This is a genomic window from Brucella sp. NBRC 14130, from assembly GCF_040371715.1.
Taxonomy (GTDB): domain Bacteria; phylum Pseudomonadota; class Alphaproteobacteria; order Rhizobiales; family Rhizobiaceae; genus Brucella; species Brucella intermedia.
The window spans coordinates 667047-688126 of record NZ_BAABTE010000001.1 but is presented as its reverse complement, the minus strand read 5'-3'; the positions used below and the strand labels follow the sequence as shown (position 1 = coordinate 688126).

Sequence of the window (21080 nt, the reverse complement as noted above, 5' to 3'; positions counted from 1 at the left end):
CAGGTGATTTCACTCGGGTTTGTTCACCCAGAGAACGAAAGCTTCCGCTTCACTATTATTGAAGAATCTGTGGCGGGTCGTTGAAGGCAAGGCAAATCCGTCACCTGCTGAAAGCAGATATTGAGCATCTTCAATCTGCAACGTGAAACTGCCCGAAATGACATACCCTAGCTCCTCGCCGGAATGGGTATAGCACTCCTCACCGGAACTCCCTCCCGGAACGATCCGCACCGCGAAGGACTTCATGGTTTCAATGAGTTCTGGCGAAGCGCGGTGCTTGATGACACCGCCACCGTTCAACACTTCGGGCTGTTCGCTTGCCCGCAATACGTAGGGATTGGCGCGAGCTGCAGCTGCGAACCCCTGCGGGTCAATGAGCTGCGCCGGACTCATGGAGAGCACATCGGCAATAGTATAAAGGGTGCGAACCGTTGGCGACACCAGACCGCGTTCGATCTGGGACAGCGCCCCTGTCGATAGGCCTGACACTTCCGACAGATAGCCAAGAGTGAGGCCCAGTGCCTGCCTGCGCGTACGGATACGTGCTCCGATATCCCCCGCATCGTTCGGTGTGGGTTCGCTGATAGGGGCGATCCGCGATATCTCTGCCTTGTTCACTTTTGGCATCTTTTAATGGCTCTCGCTACGAACTCGAATGAATCGGGGTTGATTAGTTTTTAGTATTCTGCTTCATAATCGTCATACATTCAATAAACTAAAAACAAAATCCATCCAGAACATGGAGGGGACATGTCAGAAATGGCTCACAAGGATACGCCCTACTGGTGGGAGGCCGCCCCGCCGCGAAGCGTCGGACAACGTGCCATCGAGCCGGACTGCGATGTGGCCATCGTTGGCGCCGGTTATGCGGGCCTTTGCGCTGCACTTTATCTGGCGAGAGCCGGGCGCAAGGTTCAGGTTTTCGAGCGGGAACAACTTGGCTTTGGTGCTTCCAGTCGTAACGGCGGGTTTACCAGTGGCAATATTCGTCCCGATGACAAGACGCTGATCCGCAAATTCGGTATGGAACGGGCGGCAAAGATTGCTTCTGAAGGCCATGAAGCGCGTCGCTTCATGATCGATTTTCTGGCCAATGAAGGCGTTGACGCGGATTTCAAGCTTGTGGGTCGATTCAGCGGTGCGATGACGCGCGCAGAATATGATGCCATGGCGCGAAGCGCTGAAGCTATCCAGCGAGCAACCGGTGTCGAATCCTACGCGGTTCCTCTTAGCGAGGTCCACCGGCATATCGCGACTGACCTCTATGCGGGCGGCAGTGTTCGTATGGATATTGGTGGCCTGCATCCCGCAAAGTTTCATGCAGAACTGGTACGGCTGGTCGTTGCTGAGGGAGTATTGATCCACAGCGAATGTCGCGTGGAAGGCATCAACCAAGGAGCTGATAGGAAAACGGTAGTAACCGCACGCGGTCGTGCCCGGGCGCGCGATGCCCTTGTTTGCACGAACGGATATACCGATCATTCGGACCGCTGGCTGCGTCAGCGACTGGTGCCATTGCGTTCCCGAATAATCGCAACCGAGGATCTGGGCGAGGAACGTGTAAGCGCGTTGGTGCCAGGATTGAAAATGCTCACCGACACCCGGGCGATGACCTACTATTTCCGCCCGTCGCCGGATGGGCGACGCATCTTGTTTGGTGGTCGGGATGTTACGAGCCGCGGCGATCCGGATAGCGCTACGCAACGTAACTATACGGAAATGTGCAAGGTTTTTCCGCAACTGGAAGGTGTCGGTATTTCGCATAGCTGGTTCGGCTATGTAGCCATGAACAGGGACATGGTTCCGCGAATTTTTCAGCGCGGGGCAGTGCATTATGCAACAGGATTCTGTGGCTCCGGTGTTGTCTGGGCACCATGGCTCGGCTTCAAGGTCGCGCAGAAAATACTGGGGGTGCCGAACAGCGAAAGCAGTTTCGATTTTCGCGCGCCGCAGTTTGTGCCGACCTGGCGCGGAAAAGCCTGGTTCATGCCGCTGGTTTTTGCCGACCTTGAACGAAAGGATCGCAAGTTGGAAGCAACAGCATCCAATGAACGGGCGTTGAGAAACAGTGCCAGCTTCCAGGGTGAACGCAATTGAGAAGCTGCACCGTGAACGCTGGTCACAACAAATTTCACTTTATCAAACGTGGTTTCACGACCGGCGTTTCGAATAGAAAACTTATCGCTGCATTTAGGAAGGAGAATGCCATGCGTCTCAAGAAAATTTTTGGTTTGGCAGCTACGGCGATCATCATGTGGGGCGCAATGCCTGCCTTGGCTCAGGAAGCGGTCAAAGTAGGTTCGTCTCCCACCGGTTTGCCGTTTACCTTTGTGAACACGGAAACCAAGGCCATGGATGGCGTGTTGATCGATGTGGTCAAGGCCATCGAACCCGATATCGGTATCAAGGCGGAATTCGAGGCCGTACAGTTTTCGGCGCTCGTGCCGTCGCTCACCGCGAACAAGATCGATATGATTGCTTCGGCAATGTTCATCACTGAAGAGCGCGCAAAAATCGTGGACTTTTCCGATCCGGTCTATGGCTATGGTGAAGGCGTTTTCGTGCCGGTTTCCGATGATACGGCCTACAAGACCTATGCGGATCTCAAGGGTAAGACCGTCGGCGTACAGGTGGGAACCACCTTCGTTGATCTGTTCAGGAAGAGCGGCCTGTTCAGTGATGTCAAGGTCTACAAAGGCATTCCCGATATCATTGCTGACGTGAATGCCGGGCGCATCGATGCCGGCTTCGGGGATGGACCAATGGCTGCCTACTACCTCTCGCAGGGCCGCTACCCCAAGGTGAAGATGGTCGAGAGCTATGAAGCGTCGGCCGGGGGCGAGTTCGGTCTGGCCCTCCGCAAAGGCGACGAACGTATGCCCAAAATCAATGCAGCCATCGCCCGCATCAAGTCGGACGGCACGCTTCAGAAAATTCTTGCCAAATACGGACTGAAATAATTCCGGTGTGAGCATGGGGATTGATCCCCATGCTCACAATTCAGGTGTGCTCCACGCGCGTCCAAGCAGAAGCTCTTTGTGCTTCTCGGCCTGCGCCCGAAACGGGGCTTACCGGCCGCAGCGCCTCATCCGCGTTTGATCGCGCCAAATAAATAGAGTTAAAGTCAATGCAAAACTTCCTTATGGACATCCGCGAGTTCTTCCCGATCTTGCTGGAAGGCGTGAAATATACACTCCTCGTGACGCTGGGCTCACTTGTCCTTTCGACCCTTCTGGGGCTTGTCTGGGCGCTGATGCGGGTGTCGGGAATCGGCTGGCTGTCGGCTGTTGCCGGAGCTATCGTCAATGTGATCCGTGGCATTCCTATCCTGGTGCAGCTCTTCTATATCTACTTCGTTCTACCGGAATTCGGCATTGCGCTTTCCGCTCTTCAGGCCGGTATCATAGGCCTCGGAATTGCCTATTCGGCCTACCAGGCAGAGAATTTCCGTGCCGGCATCGAGGCCATCGATCACGGGCAGACAGAAGCCGCGCAATCCATCGGTATGGGCTGGTTCATGACGATGCGCCGCGTGATCCTGCCGCAAGCCGTTCGAGTGATCCTGCCGCCCTATGGCAACATAATGGTCATGCTCTTGAAGGACAGTTCGCAGGCGTCTGCCATCACGGTTGCCGAACTGACCCTGCAAGGCCAGCTGCTCGCTGCTTCGACCTTCAAGAATATGAGCGTCTATACGCTGGTTGCCATGTTCTATCTCTGCCTGAGCTTGCCGCTGATGATGGCTGTCGGGCGTCTTGAAAAGCTCTTTGGTAAAAGAAACGGACATTGATCATGGCGATGATTGAAATAAAGAACGTCACAAAATCCTATGGTCCGCTTCAGGTCCTCAAAGGCATCAGCGCTGACGTGCAGAAGGGTGAAGTCGTTTGTCTGATTGGCCCTTCTGGGTCGGGAAAGTCGACGATGCTGCGCTGCCTGAACGGGCTCGAAACCTATCAGGGTGGCGACATTTTGATCGAAGGTCAGCGGGTTGACGCGCAGGATCGATCGATCCGCGATCTCCGCACGCGGATGGCGATGGTTTTCCAGCGGTTCAACCTGTTTCCACATCGCACGGCCCTCGAAAATGTCGTTGAAGGACCGGTTTACGTCAAAGGCGAAAACCCAAGTGAAGCTCGTAAATACGGCCAACACCTGCTTCAGCGCGTAGGTCTAGGAGACCGGGCCGACCATTACCCGGGCCAGCTTTCCGGCGGTCAGATGCAGCGTGTTGCGATTGCCCGTGCCTTAGCAATGCGCCCGCAGGCGATCCTGTTCGATGAGCCGACGTCAGCGCTCGATCCTGAACTGGTGGGCGATGTGCTCGATGTCATGCGCAGCCTTGCTGACGAGGGGCTCACCATGTTGGTCGTAACGCACGAAATGGGCTTCGCCCGCGACGTGGCTGATCGGGTACTTTTCCTTGATGGCGGCGTCATCGTGGAACAGGGCAAGGCAAAGGAAGTGCTCGGCGCGCCACAGCATCCGCGTACGCAGGACTTCCTGCGCCGCGTTCTTAATCATTGATTTATATGGATGCGCGACGCGGGTTGCGTGTCGCGCAAGGGGAGGCGTTATGGCTTTCTATTGTTCCCTCGATCCGGCCCGCGCCGGAGTAATCCGCGGGGTATTTGCGCGCGAATTGCCGGAAGTGGAGTTCCTCTCAGGGGAGTTGGATGCCGATGCTTCGGCAAGGGTGCGTCATTTGCTATGCTGGCAGGTTCCTGACAGGCTGCAGGATCGGTTCCCTGCGCTTGAGATTATTTTCTCAAGCGGGGCGGGTGTAGAGCAATTTCTCCAGGCGGAGATCCCTGCTCATATCCGCATCGTCCGCATGACCGAGCCGGGTCTTGCCCGTATGATGCAGGAATACGTGACACTCGCCGTGCTGGCTCTATTCCGACAATTGCCCGCTTATCTGGAACACAGTCGTAGGGAGATCTGGCAGACGTTGCCCCAGCCAAGCGCCCGCTGCCGTCGGGTAGGTGTAATGGGGCTTGGATATCTGGGGCAGGCTGCGTTGTCGGCCCTCAAGCCTTTCGGCTTCCCTCTGTCCGGCTGGAGCCGAAGCGAGAAGAATGTCGAGGGCGTACGTTGTTTCTCCGGGGCAGAAGGGTTTAGGACATTCGTTGCGCAAACAGACATTCTGGTCTGTCTGCTACCGCTCACGGCAGAGACGGAAGGCTTGATCAATGCCCAATTTTTGGCCTGCTTGCCCACAGGGGCAAGCGTAGTTCTGGTCGGTCGCGGGCCGCAGACGGATTACGACGCGCTTCTTGCAGCGCTCGATAGCGGCCAGCTTTCCTCCGCCTTCATTGATGTAACAGCACCGGAACCGCTCCCCTCCGGACATCCACTCTGGTCTCATCCAAAGGTGATCGTTACCCCGCATATCGCTTGCATGACTGACAGCCAAGGCGCGGCAGACGTACTGGTTGAAAACCTCAAGCGGCTGCATAGAGACGAAGCGCTTATTGGAGAGATCGACCGCAGGCGAGGATATTGAAGCATAGGATGCAGTGGTGTGACTGATTATTGAGCCTCATCCGTTGCCATAGGCTTAACGCATTTCCGGGAGAGGGTTGGAACTCATGCAACTGTGGGGCGGAAACTAATACTCGTGGACGAGGGATCCCGCTGTCGCCGATGATCCTCCCGAGGCCTGCGCTGCGCTTGCGATGGCGAGTCTAACCGCCCGCAGTGAGTTTTCCTGCAGCCGCGTGAGATGGTACGGCCTCGATCTCCGCTATGCGACCGGTGCCGCCATTCCCGAAAGCCGATGGGTCGCTTGACGAAAGGCACCGTTGCTTTTACTCCAGTTCAGGATGCTGGTTCACCAGGTCGCGGCGCCGCGCCTCCAGCTCCGCGAGCTGGGCACGGACCGCTTTGATCTCGGCGTCGATATCCTCGACGCGTTGCTCGATATGGTCATAAGCGTCCTGCAGCAGTTCCTTCGCCTCCGCATGGCTGGAAGCGTTGGGCGTATCGCCACGCAGCGGGCGGTTAGCTGTTTCCTTCATGATGAGTGCCGTTACAAACCCCACCACAGCCACGGCCATCAGATAGTAGGCCGGCATCATCAGGTTGTCGGTGCTTTCGACCAGCCAGGCGGCAAGCGTGGGAGTAAGGCCCGCCACGATGATCGATACGTTGAAAGCACTTGCAAGAGCGCTGTAGCGGATGCGTGTCGGAAACATGGCCGGCAGGGTGGATGCCATCACACCGGTAAGGAAATTAAGCAGCACCGCCAGAAGCAGCAGACCCAGGAAAATGAAACCGATATTGCCGCTGATGATGAGCCTGAAGGCGGGCAATGCCATAACGAACAGCCCGATGCTGCCCGCCATGATGAACGGCCTACGTCCCAAGCGGTCGCTCGCAAAACCCACGACCGGCTGCACGAACAACATACCGATCATCACCACAATGATGATGAGCACGCCGTGGTCCTCGGAATAATTCAGGTTGTGGGACAGATAGCTCGGCATATATGTAAGCAGCATGTAATAGGTGACATTGGTTACCAGCACGATGCCAATGCACACGACGAACGCGTGCCAAAATTTGCGCAGAATGACCCGGATGGAGATACGCGGTGGATTCTGGACTGCATCTCTGTCCTCCTGCTCCATCTTTTCCAGCTGTTCTTGGAACGCCGGCGTTTCCTCCGCCGCGCGGCGCAGATAAAGCCCCACTAAGCCAAGCGGGGCCGCAAGGAAAAATGGAAGGCGCCAGCCCCATTCCAGAAGACGTTCTTCGCCGAGAATAGTCGAAATCAGCACCACCACCCCCGCGCCAAGCACAAAGCCCGCTATGGAGCCGAAATCAAGCCAGCTTCCCAAAAACCCCCGTCGACGGTCGGGCGCATATTCAGCGACATAAATGGCGGCACCGGTATATTCGCCGCCGACTGAAAAACCCTGCGCCAGCTTGCACAATAAAAGCAGAATCGGCGCCCAGATCCCGATCTGCGCGTAAGACGGAATGAGTCCAATGCAAAGCGTGCTGACGGCCATGATAACGATGGTAAGCGACAGCACTTTCTGACGACCAAATCGGTCGCCCATCACGCCGAAAAACACTCCACCCAACGGACGCACCAGGAAGGGCACCGAGAACGTGCCGAGCGCAGCAATCATCTGAAGGCCGGGCGAAGCGTCGGGAAAAAAGACCTGTCCGAGCGCATAGGCCACGAAGCCATAGACACCGAAATCGAACCATTCCATGGCGTTCCCGAGCGCGGCCGCCGTGATGGCTTTTTTCAGCTTGGCATTATCGATGATTGTCACGTCGCCGATCGCGAGCGAGCCGCTCGCGGCTGGCTCGGAAGGTACAGTGTCGGGACTGGCCATGGATACTCCTGCTCACCAACCGGTCGTCCAACGCCAGAGCGACGAGACGAAGCGAACGGCCTTTATCTGGAGTAAATGGGAGGCGAGGCTATCTCGTCAACAGTCTGCGTCAACAGGTGCCCGGCAAGCCGCACCGACCGAAGAACGCAGACTGAGCGCGCGCAATCCAAGCTATTGGTTGCGGCGGTTGTATTTCCTGAGGTTCCCCCGCTGATGGCCATGTGTGATCGCGAAGGACAGGTTGTCGTCGCGGTTCCCGCCGCCACCACGGCATTGACCACGCGAGCGCCGTCGCATGGATCAACGGGTCCCTCTCGTCGTTGGAAACGGCTTTGGCTGTCGCATTCTTCTCGCGGCTGAAGCCCCTTCGTTGGCGGTGGAAAAGGCAATGAAGATATCGCCGCTGCCATTGCCACCAAAGCCACCCACGCGGCCGATACCGATCGGCACGGGCCGCGCAAGACGCTTCAATTGATGAAGCAGGAGCCGGGTATCGGTCCGCCGCTTGCCGAAATTGCTCTGCACAAGAACGCCCACCTTATAGCCGCCGGCTTCCTCCGGCAGTCTACGCCCGTGCGCCCCAAGAGTCCCCGAAAGCTGACATATACTGCGGAATGGCGGAGCGTCAGTCGAGCGCGCCCTAAAAGTTCGAATCCCGCCCGGCCTGCCAGTTTCGCCGATCACTGCCGATGGCCGCAAAACTCAGCAAGTAACATCCACCCAGTCGATCGCCGCCGTTTCTACGGTAAGGTCTGACATCTCCCCCCCTGTCTACAGCAATGAATGATCTTATGGCTGACTCGCTATCGGTTGGTTTTCAAAAGCCCAGTTCGACCGCAGCATAAGCGGCAGCACTGGTTTATTTCGGTGAGCAGGATCGCGCGGCCAGCAATTAATGACATTGTCATTCAGCCAAATGATGTTCGCTTCGAAACTTTGCGTGCTGGTGGTCCAGGCGGTCAGCACCAGAACACAAGCGACAGTGCCGTACGTGTTGTTCATATTCCAACGGGCATCCAACTGATCGCGCGCCATGAGCGATCTCAGCATAGAAACAAGGCAACGGCGCTGGAACGTCTGGGAATGGTCCTGAAACATCTGCAGGAAGACGAAATTGAAAATGCAGAGGCTGTCCGTCATCACGAAAACCGAAATATCGAGCGCGGAAACGAAGTGAAGACATTTCGTTTCTGATCGACATAAATGAAGGGCCCGGATATCCGGGCCATTCATTTATTCGGGCTTCTTTAGCGCTTTTTCTTGTTACGCCAGGGTGCGTTCTTCTGCAGCCGCTGGCCATGATCGAGCCATAGAGAATGACCTTATCGACATTCTCGGCCAGTCCGTATTCACCTCTCTGCGCCTTGACCTGTGCGGCGTTCTTACAAGCGTCGGGAGTTCCAAGACATCAGCGTTACCGAAGAAACGAACGTCAATCCCGCTCGTTTCCTTTACCAGAATATCTGCGATGTTGTTGGACCTGCCGCGGTCCTTGACAGGCAACTTGGCTCGATTCGTTCTTTTTATGATTAGAGTTCTCCTCACGCCACCTAACGCACCGCGAGCCCAGGACTCACCCTCGCTTCGATCGTTGGGCCAATTTCTACTCGGCGTAACTCCGACTAATCAACGCGATAAATGCATACACTTCGGCCTCGCTTTGCCGACAATGGTTTCGGACACGGCAAGGTACAATCTCGGATGTTACAATTGTTTGCTAGCGTATGCTTAGTTGGATAAACGAAGCCCATTTATCTGAATTCCCACGATCTCCTTAGCTAAGGTGATTTTGTCGTTTTCGGTTTCTGCGCTTCTCGGTTGATACCAAATGGACAACCAGTTGATCGCGCCGAGCACCGCCTTGGCAGCTATTGATATATCAACTTGCCGAATGCTGCCGTCCTCTATTCCATCGCGAATAGCCTGCTTGAATAAACCTTCGAAACGGCGCCGGATGGAAATAAGTTCGTTCAGTGTGCGGCGCTGATCTGGCGTGGTTGCTGCTAGCTTGTGCATATGGACGCCTTGCACCACGACGGCTTCGAAAGCGACGTTGGTCATCATGGCGAGCGCATGCGCCATGAGCATTTCCTCAAGTCGGTGCAGGCCCGAGCTGTTCATCGTCATGACCGGTTCGACAGCCTTGAACAGCCGATCCATACCTTCGCGATGCACGTCGAAAAACAAATCCGTCTTCGACGAGTAGTAGTGATAAATGCGCCCTTTGGTCGAACCCATCCTGCGCGCCACATCATCAATGCTTGTTGTGGCGAAGCCTTGCTCCATGAAGCACTGAGCGGCGGTTTCCAGGATTACGACATTCCCGGTACTGTCCGTTCGGTTATTACGGCGGCTTTCAGCCATCTGCTTCTCCGATTTATGCATAGGTAAGCGGCAGCTTAGCAAATTTCGATGTCAGAATGCCACTAGACAGAGCTACGTTCAAGTGCATACTACTCAGTATGTTGTTAAGTAATGGGCTGCTGTCCATTTCTCGACGCTTGGAGGATGTAATTTGGAAACTAGCCCTAATTCTGTTGCGTGTGCACGCCCAGCAGACGCACAAAGCCAGCCCCTTTATTCGGACTGGATCAAGATCGATCAGCAGCTTGTGGATCGGTTTGCAGATGTGATTGACGATCATCAATTCATTCATACCGACCCGGCACGCGCAGCGGCGGAAAGTATTTTCGGCGGAACTATCGCCCACGGTTTTCTCCTGCTTGGTCTATTGACCAAGCTCAGTCGCCAGGTATTGCCGGAGGTTGCAAGTGGCACGATTGAAGTCAACTATGGTTTCGACAAGGTTCGCTTCCTTTCACCGGTAAAGGTGGGAGCTTCCATTCGAGGTGTGTTCAGCTCCAAATCGGTTCAACCAAAGGGTAATGGTCAGCTCCAGTCCCTTGCAGCGACTATTGAAATCAAAGACGAAACCAAGCCAGCACTCGCCGCTGACTGGCTCATACTGACAGTAAGTTGAGGACCATATGGCTATTTCTTTCGAGAATCGTGTTGCAATCGTGACGGGTGCCGGCGGTGGACTTGGGCGTGCTTATGCCGTTGAGCTTGCAGGGCGCGGCGCAAAAGTCGTCGTGAACGATTTTGGCGGCAGCCGTGATGGCACCGGCGGCGCCTCTGAAGCGGCAGAAAAGGTCGTTGCGGAGATACGCGCCAGGGGCGGCGTCGCCATTGCTGATGCGGGCAATGTCACGAAGTTGGAAGATATGCAGGCGCTGGCAAAGCGCACAGTCGAAGAATTCGGTCGCATCGATATTCTCATCAACAATGCCGGGATCTTGCGTGACAAGAGCTTCGCGAAAATGGAAATGGCTGATTTTCGCGCGGTGGTGGATGTGCATCTTATTGGCTCGGTCAACGCCAGCCGTGCCGTCTGGGACATTATGAAAGGCCAGAACTTTGGCCGCATCCTGATGACGACGTCCACGTCGGGCGTCTATGGCAATTTCGGCCAGTCCAATTATGGTGCGGCCAAGGCGGGGCTCGTTGGTCTGATGAATGTGTTGCATTTTGAGGGTGATAGATATGACATTCATGTCAATGCGATTGCCCCGACAGCGGCAACCCGTATGACCGGCGATGTGCTGGACGAGGAAATGCTGGTACGTCTCGCACCCGAAAATGTGGTTCCTGCGGCTCTCTTCCTTGTCAGCGATCAGGCGCCAAGCCGCACCGTGCTTCTGGCAGGCGCGGGCACTGTAGCCCGTATGGCGATTGTGGAAAGTGAAGGCGTTTATCTGCCGAAAAGTGAGCGGACGCCAGAAGCCGTTGCTGCTGCTTTCAAAAAGATCGGCGACATATCCAACTTTATCGAGACCGATGCCGGTTTGGCGCATGTTGATCGCATTATCGCGACCTCCCGCGCACATGAGGTCATCGAATGACGGCCTCAAAGCCCCGCCCCAAGGCTGAACCACGGTCAGCCTATCGGGAGTTTTATCAGATGCAGACGCGTTGGAGCGACATGGACATTTATGGCCATGTCAACAACGTCGTCTATATGCAGTATTGCGATGCCGCACTGAACCGATCGCTTATTGCGGCGGGTGCACTGGATCTGCTTGGCTCCACGCCCATTGGTATCGTTGCGCGCAATTCGACGAATTATTTCGCCGAGATTTCCTACCCGGACAATGTCGCTGTCGGGGTTCGTGTCGAGCATATCGGCAATACCAGTCTGCTGTGGGGATTTGGCATTTTCAAGGATGGCGAAGAGCTGGCCGCAGCTAAAAGCGAATATGTGCATGTCTATGTCAACCGAGACACGCGACGCCCGGTTGCGCTGACCCGGGAGCTGAGACAATTGGCCGAAAGGCTTTACGTGCCCGCGTCAGCGGAGGAGATCTGATGAGAGAAGCTGTAATCGTATCAACTGCACGCACGCCGATTGGCAAAGCCTATCGCGGAGCCTTCAACGATACGACCGCGCCAACCCTGGCGGGCCACGCGATTGCCGCTGCAGTGGAGCGCGCCGGTATTGATGGTGCGGAAGTGGAAGATGTCGTCATTGGTGCAGCACTTCAGCAAGGCTCGACCCATATGAATATCGCCCGCACTTCCTTGTTGCGGGCCGGCCTTCCGGTTTCCGTTCCGGGCCAGTCTATGGATCGCCAATGCGCGTCCGGCCTGATGGCTATTGCCACAGCGGCCAAGCAGATTACCGCCGATGGTATGACGATTGCCATTGGCGGTGGCGTGGAGCAGATATCGCTGGTGCAAAACGAGCATATGAACGTCTATCGCTGGCGCGATCCGTGGCTGTCGGAGCATCTGCCCGCCACCTATATGAGCATGATCGAAACAGCGGAGATCGTTTCGGCGCGTTATGACATATCGCGTGAGGCGCAGGACGAATATGCGTTGCAATCGCAGCAGCGCACTGCCGCCGCGCAGGTCGCAGGTCGCCTTAACGCCGAGATCGTCCCGATCCGCTCCACCATGCTGGTCAAGGACAAGACCACCGGAGAAGTCTCCGCGAAAAACGTTGAGCTGGCTATGGACGAAGGCAATCGTTCCGAAACGACTCTGGAAGGCTTGCGCGGATTGAAGCCTGTCTTTTCCGATGGTCAGACGATAGCACAGGGCCGCTTTATCACTGCTGGCAACGCCTCGCAATTATCGGACGGCGCCTCGGCATCGGTGCTGATGGAAGCGAAGGAGGCTGAAAAACGGGGGCTTTCGCCGCTCGGTATCTATCGCGGAATGGCTGTAGCCGGATGTGAACCGGACGAGATGGGTATCGGCCCTGTTTATGCCGTGCCGAAACTGCTCAAACAGCATGGCCTGACGGTCGATGATATCGATCTGTGGGAATTGAACGAAGCCTTTGCGGCGCAGGTGCTTTATTGCCGCGACAAGCTTGGCATCGATAATGAAAAGCTGAACGTGAGTGGCGGCGCTATTTCGATTGGCCATCCCTATGGAATGTCGGGCGCGCGAATGACCGGGCACGCCCTCATCGAAGGCAAACGGCGCAATGGACGCTATGTGGTGGTAACCATGTGCGTCGGCGGTGGCATGGGTGCTGCGGGCCTGTTTGAAATTTGTTGATGGAAACGAAAAAGGCCGGTGAAAACCGGCCTTTTTTTATAAGATTGCCTGCGTTGCAATCAATATGCGGCTTTATAAATCGACAGGGCATCCGCCTCTGGCCGGCTCAGTGATCCGAGCTTGCGCTCCCTTGTCGGTGACGATAACGACGCTCTTGCCCAGCAAACGCTCTGTAATATCAACCATTTTCGCCAGCCCGCCGGTTTGTTGCACGATAGATGGCGTGGTGTTGATGACGAAGTTTGTTTCAGGTCTGTCGATTTTGAGAGATCAGCTTGCGCGCTTGGCGTTGAAATCGCGATCGATTGTATCTCCGGTAATGCCTTGGCTGCGTAGGATATGTTTCTGGATTTTACCGCTTGACGTCTTCGGCAAAGAATCCAGAATTCGTACATAGCGAGGCACCATAAAGCGGGGCAGGCGGCCTGTTAGAAACTCCAGCAGTTCTCCAGCATTGATTTGGTGGCCTTCGACAGGGGTTACGGCGATAAGAACTTCATCCTCGCTCAATTCGCTTGGCACCGCGATAGCCGCGCACTCTTTGACGCTGTCGTGGAAAAGCACTTCGGCTTCCAAAGCGAAGGAAGAGATATTTTCGCCCCGCCGTCGGATGATGTCTTTCAGACGATCAACGAAGAAATAGACGCCATTTTCGTCCTTGCGAAAGCTATCGCCTGTGTGAAACCAGCCGTTGCGCATGGCTTCGACGGTAGCTTTCGGATTGTTGTAATAACCTTTCATCAAGGCCCAGGGGCGGTCGGAACGAATGACCAACTCACCGGCTGTGCCATCGGGCAGCTCGATATCGTTCTCGTCAACGATGCGCAGCTGATACCAGGGGCGCGGTGTTCCCGCGATTCCCTTTTGCGAAATCCCGGGTCCGGCAACGAGTGGGCTAGCGATTTCGGTCATGTTGTAGATAGTCCAGGCCTCGACGCCAAATCTTGCCGCAAATAAGGGGCCATCCTCGCCAAATGGGGTAATGAAGGCGCGTCGCAGCGGGTGGTTGCGATCATCCGGTGAAACCGGCTGTTTCAGAAGGAAACTCGCCATGACGCCTAGCAACAGGCAATAGGTCGAGTTCGTTTCCCGCACCGCCTGCCAGAAATGCTGCGTTTTGAACTCGCGCATCATGCCAATCGACAGCCCGCGCGCCAGCATCGCATAGACATAGAGCGTGGAGCCGCAATGGAAGATCGGACCACAAATCATACAACGGTCCGTTTCATCCACGCACTCGAAGGCGTCGGGACCCATCGTGTAAAGTTGCACATAAGAGGTCACGACGCCCTTGGCATTGCCGGTCGTGCCCGACGTATACATGATGGCAAGCGTGTCCCACGGCTCAATCGGCGTGTCGAGGGCAAGTTCGCTCTCGCTAACGGTTTCCACGTCAGTCAAAGGCAGGATTTTTACCCCAGCAATGGCGCAGCTTGCAGAGCCTTCGACCACCAGGACTTTGCGCAGCTTGCCGGGGGCAACGTCCAGCAATCGCTCCACCAGATCGGCATGGGCAACCATCAGCGCGGCATCCGCATCGTCCAGGATATGTTCCAGGGAGCGCCCGAGCGCTGCAGTGTTTATGGGGACATAGACCGCCCCGATATAGTTGATTGCGAACCAGGTAGTGAGCAAATCCGGGCCGTTACCCATAAAACAAAGCACATGATCGCCGCGTTTCACGCCGTGTGATTGAAGCGTCGCCGCCCGCTGACGGACGCGGTCTCTGGTCGTTTTGTAATCCCATTCGGTCGAAGGCCAAAAATGCACGAATGGTGCTGCGGGGCGCTCCGCTGCATGTCGATCGAGAAGATATCGCAACACGGAATGGCTGCGGTCGAGCGCGCGCTGGTCTGGCGTCATGTTCTGAATTCCTCCTACTCGGCCGCAACTAAACCGTCAAAACAGGCCTGTTGCAAACCTATTCGGAATATGCAACATACTCGGTAGTATGTCAAAGTGAAAACCTGAGGAATGTGGAAATGGCCATAGTCGATATAAGGCGTGAAGGACCGATTGCGGTGGCGCGCTATGACCGTGGCGGTAAGGCCAATGCTCTCAATGAAGAATCGATAACTGCGCTCATACAGGCGGCGGACGAATTATCAGCGGATGACAGTGTCCAGGTTGTTATCCTAACAGGAACCGAAAGTCGTTTCTCCGGTGGAGTGGACCTGACGGACGAGAATCTGTGGCGCGTCAACGCGGGCGCTGTCACACGCCATACGTCCATGTCGCTTGGCGGCGTCATGTGTGATCGGTGGCGGTTGCTGCCACAGATCACTATAGCGGCGGTTGAAGGCCCGGCGATTGGTGGCGGCGGCATTCTGGCTTTGGCAACCGATTTCCGCGTGATGGCTGAGGGGGCCTTCTTTCAGTTTCCTGAAGTTCGTCTGGGCATGACGCTGGGCTGGGGCGGACTGCCGTTACTTTCATCGCTGATCGGTCCGACACGCGCCAAGCGTGCGCTTTTCGCCAATGAACGAATTGGCGGGCAGGACGCGCTTCATATGGGGCTTTGCGACAAGATTTCACCGGCCGGTGGCGCGGTCGAAACCGCCAAGCGCTTCGCGCAGACCATCGCTGAATGCCCGCCCATGGGCTTGCGGATGACGAAAAGAGCCATTGATCAGGAACACCGCGCCAACTGGGCCGCATCTTACGAAGCCGACCAGTTTTATCTGGCGAGACTGATTGCGGAAAGCAGCAGCCAATCGGGCTGACACATTTATAATTTGGGAGGAGGAAAACATGAAAATGAAATCAATGATGCTTTCGGGTGCTTTTGCCACCATGGTGCTCGCAAGCCCGACCTTGGCAGAACCGGTTAGACTGGGCGTGTTGACGGATATGTCCGGCATGAATTTCGATCTTGCAGGCGACGGGTCGGTCGTCGCGGCTAAGATGGCTGTGGAGGATTTCGGGGGTAAGTTGAATGGCGAGCCTATCGAAGTCATCGTTGGAGATCATCAGAATAAGCCTGACATCGGGTCCACTCTGGCACGTAGCTGGATCGATGAGAAGAATGTCAAGGCAATTATCGACGTCCCCACGTCCTCGGTCGCAATGGCCGTGCAGGAAATCACCCGCAACAAGGATGTGGCGTTTCTGGCGTCCACCGCCGGCTCTTCGGATTTGACGGGGAAAGCTTGTTCACCCACGACCGCGCAATGGACCTGGGACACCTATGCGCTTGCCAACGGAACGGGACGCGCCATGACACAGGAGGGGGGCAAGAAATGGTACTTCATTACTGTTGACTACACCTTCGGTCATGCGCTTGAGCGCGATACTGCGGAAGCCGTCAAGGCTAGCGGCGGTGAAGTTGTGGGCTCTGTGCGTCATCCGCGCGAAACCACCGATTTCTCTTCGTTCCTGTTGCAGGCGCAAGCATCGGGCGCTGACGTTATTGCTCTTGCTAACTCGTCGGGCGATACAATGACCGCCCTTAAGCAGGCGAATGAATATGGGATAGCGCAAGGTGGCCAGAAAATTGCAGGAATGCTGCTGTTTCTCTCCGACGTGCACAGCGTCGGTCTCGAAACTGCAAAGGGCCTGACACTGACTACCGGCTTTTACTGGGATTATGATGACCAGACCCGTGCTTGGTCGAAGCGCTTCGGGGAACGAATGAACGGCAAGATGCCGACCATGGTTCATGCTGGCGTTTATTCGTCTGTCATGAATTACCTCAAAGCTTCCGAAGCTGCAAAATCCACCAGCGGCAAGGCTGTGCTCGACAAGATGCGCACCATGGACATTAACGATTTCTTCGCCCGAAACGCCAAACTGCGCGAAGATGGTCGCATGGTCCACGATATGTATCTCGTTCAGGTTAAGTCGCCGGAAGAATCCAACGGCCCGTGGGACTATTACAAAGTTCTGCGCACCATCCCGGGTGATGAAGCGTTCCGTCCGCTCGATAAAAGCGGCTGCCCGCTTGTGAAGCAGTAAAAGAGGCTGGTTGAATGAACGCAGCAACTGGCAATATGACGGCCCTGCATGAAGCAGGGCCGGACGATGGCGGCGCATCCGGCCGAACGGTTCTGTCGGCGCGCGGACTGGGCAAGTCCTTTGGCGGCTTTCACGCGGTCAGGAACGTCGATCTCGATGTGGAACATGCCCGCGTCCACGCGCTGATCGGGCCGAATGGCGCGGGCAAGACGACCGTTTTCAACCTCCTGACCAAATTCCTGCAGCCATCGAGCGGCGAGATCACGCTTTTGGGCGAAACCATCACCAGAGCCGATCCGGCCCGGGTGGCGCGCATGGGGCTGGTGCGTTCGTTCCAGATTTCGGCAACCTTTCCGCATCTGACGGTGCTGGAAAACGTCAAGGTCGCGCTGCAGCGCCCCAACGGGCTTGCCACGCAGTTCTGGCGTCCGCTGTCGGCGCTCGACCGGCTCGACGCGCAGGCGATTGCGCTTCTGGAGCGCGTCGGCCTTGCCGATGCCCGCCATGCGCTGGCCGCCGACCTGTCCTATGGCCGCAAGCGCGCGCTGGAGATCGCCACCACGCTGGCGCTCGATCCCAAGGTGCTGCTGCTCGATGAGCCGATGGCCGGCATGGGCCATGAGGACGTCCACACCATCGCCGCCCTCATCGCCGATGTGGCGAAGGACCGCGCGGTGCTGATGGTCGAACACAATCTCAAGGTGGTGGCCGACATTGCCCACCACGTCACGGTGCTGCAACGCGGCGAAATACTTGCCTCCGGCAATTACGCCGCCGTCTCGAAGGACGAGCGCGTGCGCACCGCCTATATGGGAACCGAACATGAATAGAGGCCAACCGCTATTGTCCGTGCGCGGGCTCAATGCCTGGTATGGCGAAAGCCATGCCCTGCACGGCGTCGACCTCGACATCTGGCCCGGCGAGACGATCACGCTTCTGGGCCGCAACGGCGTCGGCAAGACGACGACGCTGCGCGCCATCATGGGCATCATCCGCAAGCGCACCGGCACCATCACGCTCGACGGCAAGGACATCATGCGCGTGCCGTTGCACCGCATCGCCTATGCGGGTCTGGGCTTTGTTCCGGAAGAACGCGGCATCTTCGCCACCTTGAACGTGCACGAAAACCTGCTTCTGCCGCCGGTCGTCGCCAGGGACGGCCAGAGCGCCATGTCGCTCGACGAGATCTACGAACTCTTTCCCAACCTGCATGAACGCCGCAACAGCCCCGGCACCAAGCTGTCGGGCGGTGAGCAGCAGATGCTGGCGATTGCGCGCATCCTGCGCACCGGCGTCAAGGTGCTGCTCCTCGACGAGCCGACCGAGGGGCTTGCGCCCGTCATCGTGCAGCGCATCGGCGATGTGCTGGTGGAACTGAAGAAACGCGGCATGACCGTGCTTCTGGTCGAGCAGAACTTCCGCTTTGCCGCCAAGGTCGCCGACCGCTTCTACCTCATGGATCATGGCGTGGTGACGGACAACTTCCCCACCGCCGAACTGCCCGCCCGCATGGCAGAACTCACGCATGCATTGGGGGTCTGAATGACAATGATTTTTGGAATACCCTTGCAGGCACTTCTCGGGCAGTTGCTGGTCGGCCTCATCAATGGCTCCTTCTATGCGATGCTGAGCCTCGGCCTTGCCATCATCTTTGGCCTCCTGCGCATCATCAACTTCGCCCATGGCGCGCAATATATGCTGGGGGCCTTTGTCGGCTATCTGCTGTTGAGCTGGCTCGGCATCGGCTACTGGCCGGCGCTGATCCTCGCCCCGCTCATCGTCGGGCTGGGCGGCGCGATCGTGGAGCGCGTGGCGCTGTCGCGGCTTTATAATCTCGACCCGCTCTATGGCCTGCTCTTCACCTTCGGCCTGGCGCTCGTGATTGAAGGCACGTTCCGCTATTATTATGGCGCGGCGGGTCAGCCCTATGCGGTGCCGCCGTCGCTTGCGGGCGGACATAATCTGGGCTTCATGTTCCTGCCGAACTATCGCGCCTGGGTGGTCGTCGCCTCGCTCATCGTCTGCCTTGGCACATGGCTCCTGATCGAAAAGACCAAGCTCGGCGCCTATCTGCGCGCCGCGACGGAAAACCCGACGCTGGTGAAGGCCTTCGGCATCAATGTTCCGCTGCTTCTGACTTTCACCTATGCGCTCGGTGCCGCCCTTGCCGGACTTGCAGGCATCATGGCCGCGCCGATCTATCAGGTCAGCCCGCTGATGGGCTCCAACATCATCATCGTGGTCTTTGCCGTGGTGGTGGTCGGCGGCATGGGATCGATCCTCGGCGCCATCATCACCGGCTATGTGCTGGGGCTGGCGGAAGGTCTCACCAAGGTCTTCTATCCCGAAGCTTCCAGCATCGTCATCTTCGTCATCATGGCTATCGTTCTTCTGGTGCGCCCCGCCGGACTGTTCGGGAAGGAGGCCTGACATGGCTGATACCGCTCTCAAGGCAAATACGGCCTCGCGCGACAGCAAGGCGCCTGCCGTCAACAGCCTCTCGGCCGTCATCCTCGGCATTGCCCTTGTCGGGCTGCTGGCCGCACCCTTCATGGTGTATCCGATCTTCCTGATGAAGATGCTGTGCTTCGCGCTGTTCGCCTCCGCCTTCAATCTTCTTCTGGGCTATACCGGCATCCTGTCCTTCGGCCATGCCGCCTTCTTCGGCGGGGCGGCCTATATCACCGCCCATACGGTCAAGGTCTGGGGCGTCACGCCGGAGCTTGGCCTCGTGCTCGGCGTCCTTGCCGCCGCCGCCCTTGGCCTCGTCATCGGCTATCTCGCCATCCGCCGTCAGGGCATCTATTCGACGATGATCACGCTGGCGCTGGCGCAGATGTTCTTCTTCTTCTGCCTGCAAGCCGCCTTCACCCATGGCGAGGACGGTTTGCAGGGCGTGCCGCGCGGCTATCTCTTCGGCATCATCGACCTCAACCAGCCGATGACCATGTATTATTTTGTGCTGGCGGTGTTCGTGCTGGGCGTGTTCGTCATCTGGCGCATCATCAACTCGCCCTTCGGCATGATCCTGAAATCGGTGCGCGAAAACGAAAACCGCGCCATCTCGCTCGGCTATTCCGTCAACCGCTACAAGCTTGCAGCCTTCGTCATGTCGGCAGCGCTTGCCGGCCTTGCCGGCGGCCTGAAGGCGCTTGTCTTCCAGTTTGCAACGCTGACCGATGTCGGCTGGCAGATGTCGGGCGAAGTGATCCTGATGACGCTTCTGGGCGGCATTGGCACGCTTATCGGCCCCATCGTCGGCGCCGCCTTCGTCGTCGCCCTCCAGAACTATCTCGCAACATCCGACTTCCCCGTCACGATCGTAACAGGCGTCATCTTCATGGCATGCGTCCTCCTCTTCCGGAAGGGAATCGTAGGCGAGTTCTACGGGTGGTTAGAGCGGAGGAAATGAGCATGAGCGAAGCATTAACGATTTATAGCACAAGCGTTTCGCCAAACTGGATAGACTACAACGGCCATATGGGGGACTATGCCTATGGAATCGTCTTTTCCGACGCGGCGACCGCCTATATGGATCGAATTGGCATCGACGCTGTTTATCGTGCGACCAACAATGCCACACTCTACACGCTCGATAGTCGTATCGCGTATTTGAGAGAATGTCATGCCGGTGAAATATTACAGGTAGAGCTGGCCTTGATCGATGCCGATCACAAACGTTTGCATCTATTCATGAGATTGTACAATGCGGATAGGGAGATGTTGGCACTCTGCGAGCAACTCTTGATGCACGTAAGTCGAGAAGGGAAGCATCCACGGGCAGCAGATCTGCCCATAGACGTGCGAGATGTCGTCTTGGCGGATCTCCAGAGTTCGAAGTCTGTTGAGAAAGCAGAAAGGATCGAATGGCGTATTGGTCTTCGAAGTTAGCAGATTGTTCTGACAAATCGGCAAACTAACCGGCAGTAGAAGCTCTGGTAATTTACAATCAGGCCCCTGCTTTTGGACTGGCACTCAATCAGATCGACGGACATTATGTCTGCTTTCCAATTCTTTTCGGTAAAACTGGTCATTTCGTCAACGGTCCCCGGCCACGAATCTCGAACTGACTCGTTCTTCCGGTGGCCCAGGGTGGCCGGGAGAACTCAAATGGGCATCGCACAATATGCTTCTGCTGCACTCGGCGCTTCGTATGGAACGCTGGCAGGAAGGTTGACGTAAAGAACCGCTCAAACAGCGGCAACT

General features: G+C 56.7%; 22 protein-coding genes. 17 read left to right on the top strand and 5 right to left on the bottom strand.

Going from position 1 to position 21080, the window contains the following annotated elements; genetic code table 11:
- Window positions 1-9: 9 nt before the first annotated feature.
- On the bottom strand, window positions 10-627 hold the full coding sequence (locus ABWW28_RS03360; protein ID WP_006470013.1) for a cupin domain-containing protein: 618 nt from the start codon (window positions 625-627) through the stop codon (window positions 10-12).
- 132 nt (window positions 628-759) lie between these two features.
- Between ABWW28_RS03360 and ABWW28_RS03355 the strand changes: the two genes are divergently transcribed.
- The 5 genes from ABWW28_RS03355 (at window position 760) to ABWW28_RS03335 (ending at window position 5506) form a co-directional block, all read left to right on the top strand.
- Complete coding sequence (locus tag ABWW28_RS03355; protein WP_006473187.1) at window positions 760-2097, top strand: NAD(P)/FAD-dependent oxidoreductase; 1338 nt, start codon at window positions 760-762, stop codon at window positions 2095-2097.
- A gap of 110 nt (window positions 2098-2207) precedes the next feature.
- The gene (locus ABWW28_RS03350) at window positions 2208-2960 is read left to right on the top strand and encodes an ABC transporter substrate-binding protein (RefSeq protein WP_006473186.1); all 753 of its coding nucleotides are present in this window, start codon (window positions 2208-2210) and stop codon (window positions 2958-2960) included.
- Window positions 2961-3127: 167 nt separating this feature from the next.
- On the top strand, window positions 3128-3790 hold the full coding sequence (locus ABWW28_RS03345; protein WP_006470016.1) for an amino acid ABC transporter permease: 663 nt from the start codon (window positions 3128-3130) through the stop codon (window positions 3788-3790).
- 8 nt (window positions 3791-3798) lie between these two features.
- Entirely contained in the window at window positions 3799-4527 is a 729-nt protein-coding gene (locus ABWW28_RS03340; protein WP_006473184.1) for an amino acid ABC transporter ATP-binding protein, read from the top strand.
- Window positions 4528-4576: 49 nt separating this feature from the next.
- Window positions 4577-5506: a 2-hydroxyacid dehydrogenase gene (locus tag ABWW28_RS03335; protein ID WP_006470018.1), complete on the top strand. Its 930-nt coding sequence runs from the start codon at window positions 4577-4579 to the stop codon at window positions 5504-5506.
- Between the two features lie 304 nt (window positions 5507-5810).
- Here ABWW28_RS03335 and proP read toward each other — a convergent pair whose 3' ends face one another.
- Window positions 5811-7352 carry a glycine betaine/L-proline transporter ProP gene (gene proP, locus ABWW28_RS03330; protein WP_006470019.1) on the bottom strand — a complete coding sequence of 514 codons (1542 nt, stop codon included), beginning with the start codon at window positions 7350-7352 and terminating at the stop codon, window positions 5811-5813.
- A gap of 300 nt (window positions 7353-7652) precedes the next feature.
- Entirely contained in the window at window positions 7653-7877 is a 225-nt protein-coding gene (locus ABWW28_RS03325; protein ID WP_376787018.1) for a P1 family peptidase, read from the bottom strand.
- Between the two features lie 258 nt (window positions 7878-8135).
- Here ABWW28_RS03325 and ABWW28_RS03320 point away from each other — a divergent pair, with 258 nt between their 5' ends.
- Complete coding sequence (locus tag ABWW28_RS03320) at window positions 8136-8546, top strand: peptide chain release factor-like protein (RefSeq protein ID WP_025090614.1); 411 nt, start codon at window positions 8136-8138, stop codon at window positions 8544-8546.
- A gap of 534 nt (window positions 8547-9080) precedes the next feature.
- On the opposite strand, the gene ABWW28_RS03315 is transcribed toward ABWW28_RS03320, so the two are convergent.
- Window positions 9081-9716 (bottom strand): TetR/AcrR family transcriptional regulator, encoded by a 636-nt coding sequence (locus tag ABWW28_RS03315; protein ID WP_006473182.1) that lies wholly within the window; start codon window positions 9714-9716, stop codon window positions 9081-9083.
- A gap of 151 nt (window positions 9717-9867) precedes the next feature.
- On the opposite strand from ABWW28_RS03315, the gene ABWW28_RS03310 reads away from it, so the two are divergent.
- From ABWW28_RS03310 to ABWW28_RS03295, 4 genes are read left to right on the top strand one after another with little or no spacing between them, the layout of a single operon-like run.
- A complete protein-coding gene (locus tag ABWW28_RS03310) occupies window positions 9868-10332 on the top strand; it encodes a MaoC family dehydratase (protein ID WP_025090615.1) in 465 nt (154 codons plus the stop codon).
- 7 nt (window positions 10333-10339) lie between these two features.
- Window positions 10340-11254 (top strand): SDR family NAD(P)-dependent oxidoreductase, encoded by a 915-nt coding sequence (locus tag ABWW28_RS03305; RefSeq protein ID WP_025090616.1) that lies wholly within the window; start codon window positions 10340-10342, stop codon window positions 11252-11254.
- A gap of 59 nt (window positions 11255-11313) precedes the next feature.
- Window positions 11314-11718: an acyl-CoA thioesterase gene (locus ABWW28_RS03300; RefSeq protein WP_235694387.1), complete on the top strand. Its 405-nt coding sequence runs from the start codon at window positions 11314-11316 to the stop codon at window positions 11716-11718.
- Window positions 11718-12920: an acetyl-CoA C-acyltransferase gene (locus ABWW28_RS03295; protein WP_025090618.1), complete on the top strand. Its 1203-nt coding sequence runs from the start codon at window positions 11718-11720 to the stop codon at window positions 12918-12920. Before ABWW28_RS03300 ends, ABWW28_RS03295 begins: the two co-directional genes overlap by 1 nt.
- Before the next feature lie 270 nt (window positions 12921-13190).
- Here ABWW28_RS03295 and ABWW28_RS03290 read toward each other — a convergent pair whose 3' ends face one another.
- Window positions 13191-14783 carry an AMP-binding protein gene (locus ABWW28_RS03290; protein WP_025090619.1) on the bottom strand — a complete coding sequence of 531 codons (1593 nt, stop codon included), beginning with the start codon at window positions 14781-14783 and terminating at the stop codon, window positions 13191-13193.
- A 119-nt stretch (window positions 14784-14902) separates the two neighbouring features.
- On the opposite strand from ABWW28_RS03290, the gene ABWW28_RS03285 reads away from it, so the two are divergent.
- Genes ABWW28_RS03285 through ABWW28_RS03255 form a run of 7 tightly spaced genes read left to right on the top strand, consistent with a single transcriptional unit; the run spans window position 14903 to window position 20765 of the window.
- Window positions 14903-15643 (top strand): enoyl-CoA hydratase/isomerase family protein, encoded by a 741-nt coding sequence (locus tag ABWW28_RS03285; RefSeq protein WP_025090620.1) that lies wholly within the window; start codon window positions 14903-14905, stop codon window positions 15641-15643.
- A gap of 28 nt (window positions 15644-15671) precedes the next feature.
- A complete protein-coding gene (locus ABWW28_RS03280) occupies window positions 15672-16874 on the top strand; it encodes an ABC transporter substrate-binding protein (protein WP_006473178.1) in 1203 nt (400 codons plus the stop codon).
- A 14-nt stretch (window positions 16875-16888) separates the two neighbouring features.
- Window positions 16889-17704: an ABC transporter ATP-binding protein gene (locus tag ABWW28_RS03275; RefSeq protein WP_128006351.1), complete on the top strand. Its 816-nt coding sequence runs from the start codon at window positions 16889-16891 to the stop codon at window positions 17702-17704.
- Window positions 17697-18416: an ABC transporter ATP-binding protein gene (locus ABWW28_RS03270; protein WP_006467528.1), complete on the top strand. Its 720-nt coding sequence runs from the start codon at window positions 17697-17699 to the stop codon at window positions 18414-18416. The genes ABWW28_RS03275 and ABWW28_RS03270 overlap by 8 nt, the downstream gene beginning before the upstream one ends.
- The gene (locus ABWW28_RS03265; RefSeq protein WP_006467529.1) at window positions 18417-19304 is read left to right on the top strand and encodes a branched-chain amino acid ABC transporter permease; all 888 of its coding nucleotides are present in this window, start codon (window positions 18417-18419) and stop codon (window positions 19302-19304) included. It abuts the gene before it with no gap.
- A gap of 1 nt (window position 19305) precedes the next feature.
- Entirely contained in the window at window positions 19306-20286 is a 981-nt protein-coding gene (locus ABWW28_RS03260; RefSeq protein ID WP_176026684.1) for a branched-chain amino acid ABC transporter permease, read from the top strand.
- 2 nt (window positions 20287-20288) lie between these two features.
- On the top strand, window positions 20289-20765 hold the full coding sequence (locus ABWW28_RS03255; protein ID WP_025091628.1) for a thioesterase family protein: 477 nt from the start codon (window positions 20289-20291) through the stop codon (window positions 20763-20765).
- Window positions 20766-21080: the final 315 nt, after the last annotated feature.

What these genes read in the sequence shown, in the direction of transcription:
- ABWW28_RS03345 (WP_006470016.1), top strand. Translation starts at nt 3,128, where the DNA reads ATGCAAAACTTCCTTATGGACATCCGCGAGTTCTTCCCGATCTTGCTG.
- ABWW28_RS03340 (WP_006473184.1), top strand. Translation starts at nt 3,799, where the DNA reads ATGATTGAAATAAAGAACGTCACAAAATCCTATGGTCCGCTTCAGGTC.
- ABWW28_RS03350 (WP_006473186.1), top strand. Translation starts at nt 2,208, where the DNA reads ATGCGTCTCAAGAAAATTTTTGGTTTGGCAGCTACGGCGATCATCATG.
- ABWW28_RS03290 (WP_025090619.1), bottom strand. Translation starts at nt 14,783, where the DNA reads ATGACGCCAGACCAGCGCGCGCTCGACCGCAGCCATTCCGTGTTGCGA.
- ABWW28_RS03275 (WP_128006351.1), top strand. Translation starts at nt 16,889, where the DNA reads ATGAACGCAGCAACTGGCAATATGACGGCCCTGCATGAAGCAGGGCCG.
- ABWW28_RS03305 (WP_025090616.1), top strand. Translation starts at nt 10,340, where the DNA reads ATGGCTATTTCTTTCGAGAATCGTGTTGCAATCGTGACGGGTGCCGGC.
- ABWW28_RS03285 (WP_025090620.1), top strand. Translation starts at nt 14,903, where the DNA reads ATGGCCATAGTCGATATAAGGCGTGAAGGACCGATTGCGGTGGCGCGC.
- ABWW28_RS03355 (WP_006473187.1), top strand. Translation starts at nt 760, where the DNA reads ATGGCTCACAAGGATACGCCCTACTGGTGGGAGGCCGCCCCGCCGCGA.
- ABWW28_RS03335 (WP_006470018.1), top strand. Translation starts at nt 4,577, where the DNA reads ATGGCTTTCTATTGTTCCCTCGATCCGGCCCGCGCCGGAGTAATCCGC.
- ABWW28_RS03260 (WP_176026684.1), top strand. Translation starts at nt 19,306, where the DNA reads ATGGCTGATACCGCTCTCAAGGCAAATACGGCCTCGCGCGACAGCAAG.
- ABWW28_RS03295 (WP_025090618.1), top strand. Translation starts at nt 11,718, where the DNA reads ATGAGAGAAGCTGTAATCGTATCAACTGCACGCACGCCGATTGGCAAA.
- ABWW28_RS03265 (WP_006467529.1), top strand. Translation starts at nt 18,417, where the DNA reads ATGACAATGATTTTTGGAATACCCTTGCAGGCACTTCTCGGGCAGTTG.
- proP (WP_006470019.1), bottom strand. Translation starts at nt 7,352, where the DNA reads ATGGCCAGTCCCGACACTGTACCTTCCGAGCCAGCCGCGAGCGGCTCG.
- ABWW28_RS03315 (WP_006473182.1), bottom strand. Translation starts at nt 9,716, where the DNA reads ATGGCTGAAAGCCGCCGTAATAACCGAACGGACAGTACCGGGAATGTC.
- ABWW28_RS03270 (WP_006467528.1), top strand. Translation starts at nt 17,697, where the DNA reads ATGAATAGAGGCCAACCGCTATTGTCCGTGCGCGGGCTCAATGCCTGG.
- ABWW28_RS03360 (WP_006470013.1), bottom strand. Translation starts at nt 627, where the DNA reads ATGCCAAAAGTGAACAAGGCAGAGATATCGCGGATCGCCCCTATCAGC.
- ABWW28_RS03255 (WP_025091628.1), top strand. Translation starts at nt 20,289, where the DNA reads ATGAGCGAAGCATTAACGATTTATAGCACAAGCGTTTCGCCAAACTGG.
- ABWW28_RS03320 (WP_025090614.1), top strand. Translation starts at nt 8,136, where the DNA reads ATGATCTTATGGCTGACTCGCTATCGGTTGGTTTTCAAAAGCCCAGTT.
- ABWW28_RS03300 (WP_235694387.1), top strand. Translation starts at nt 11,314, where the DNA reads ATGCAGACGCGTTGGAGCGACATGGACATTTATGGCCATGTCAACAAC.
- ABWW28_RS03280 (WP_006473178.1), top strand. Translation starts at nt 15,672, where the DNA reads ATGAAAATGAAATCAATGATGCTTTCGGGTGCTTTTGCCACCATGGTG.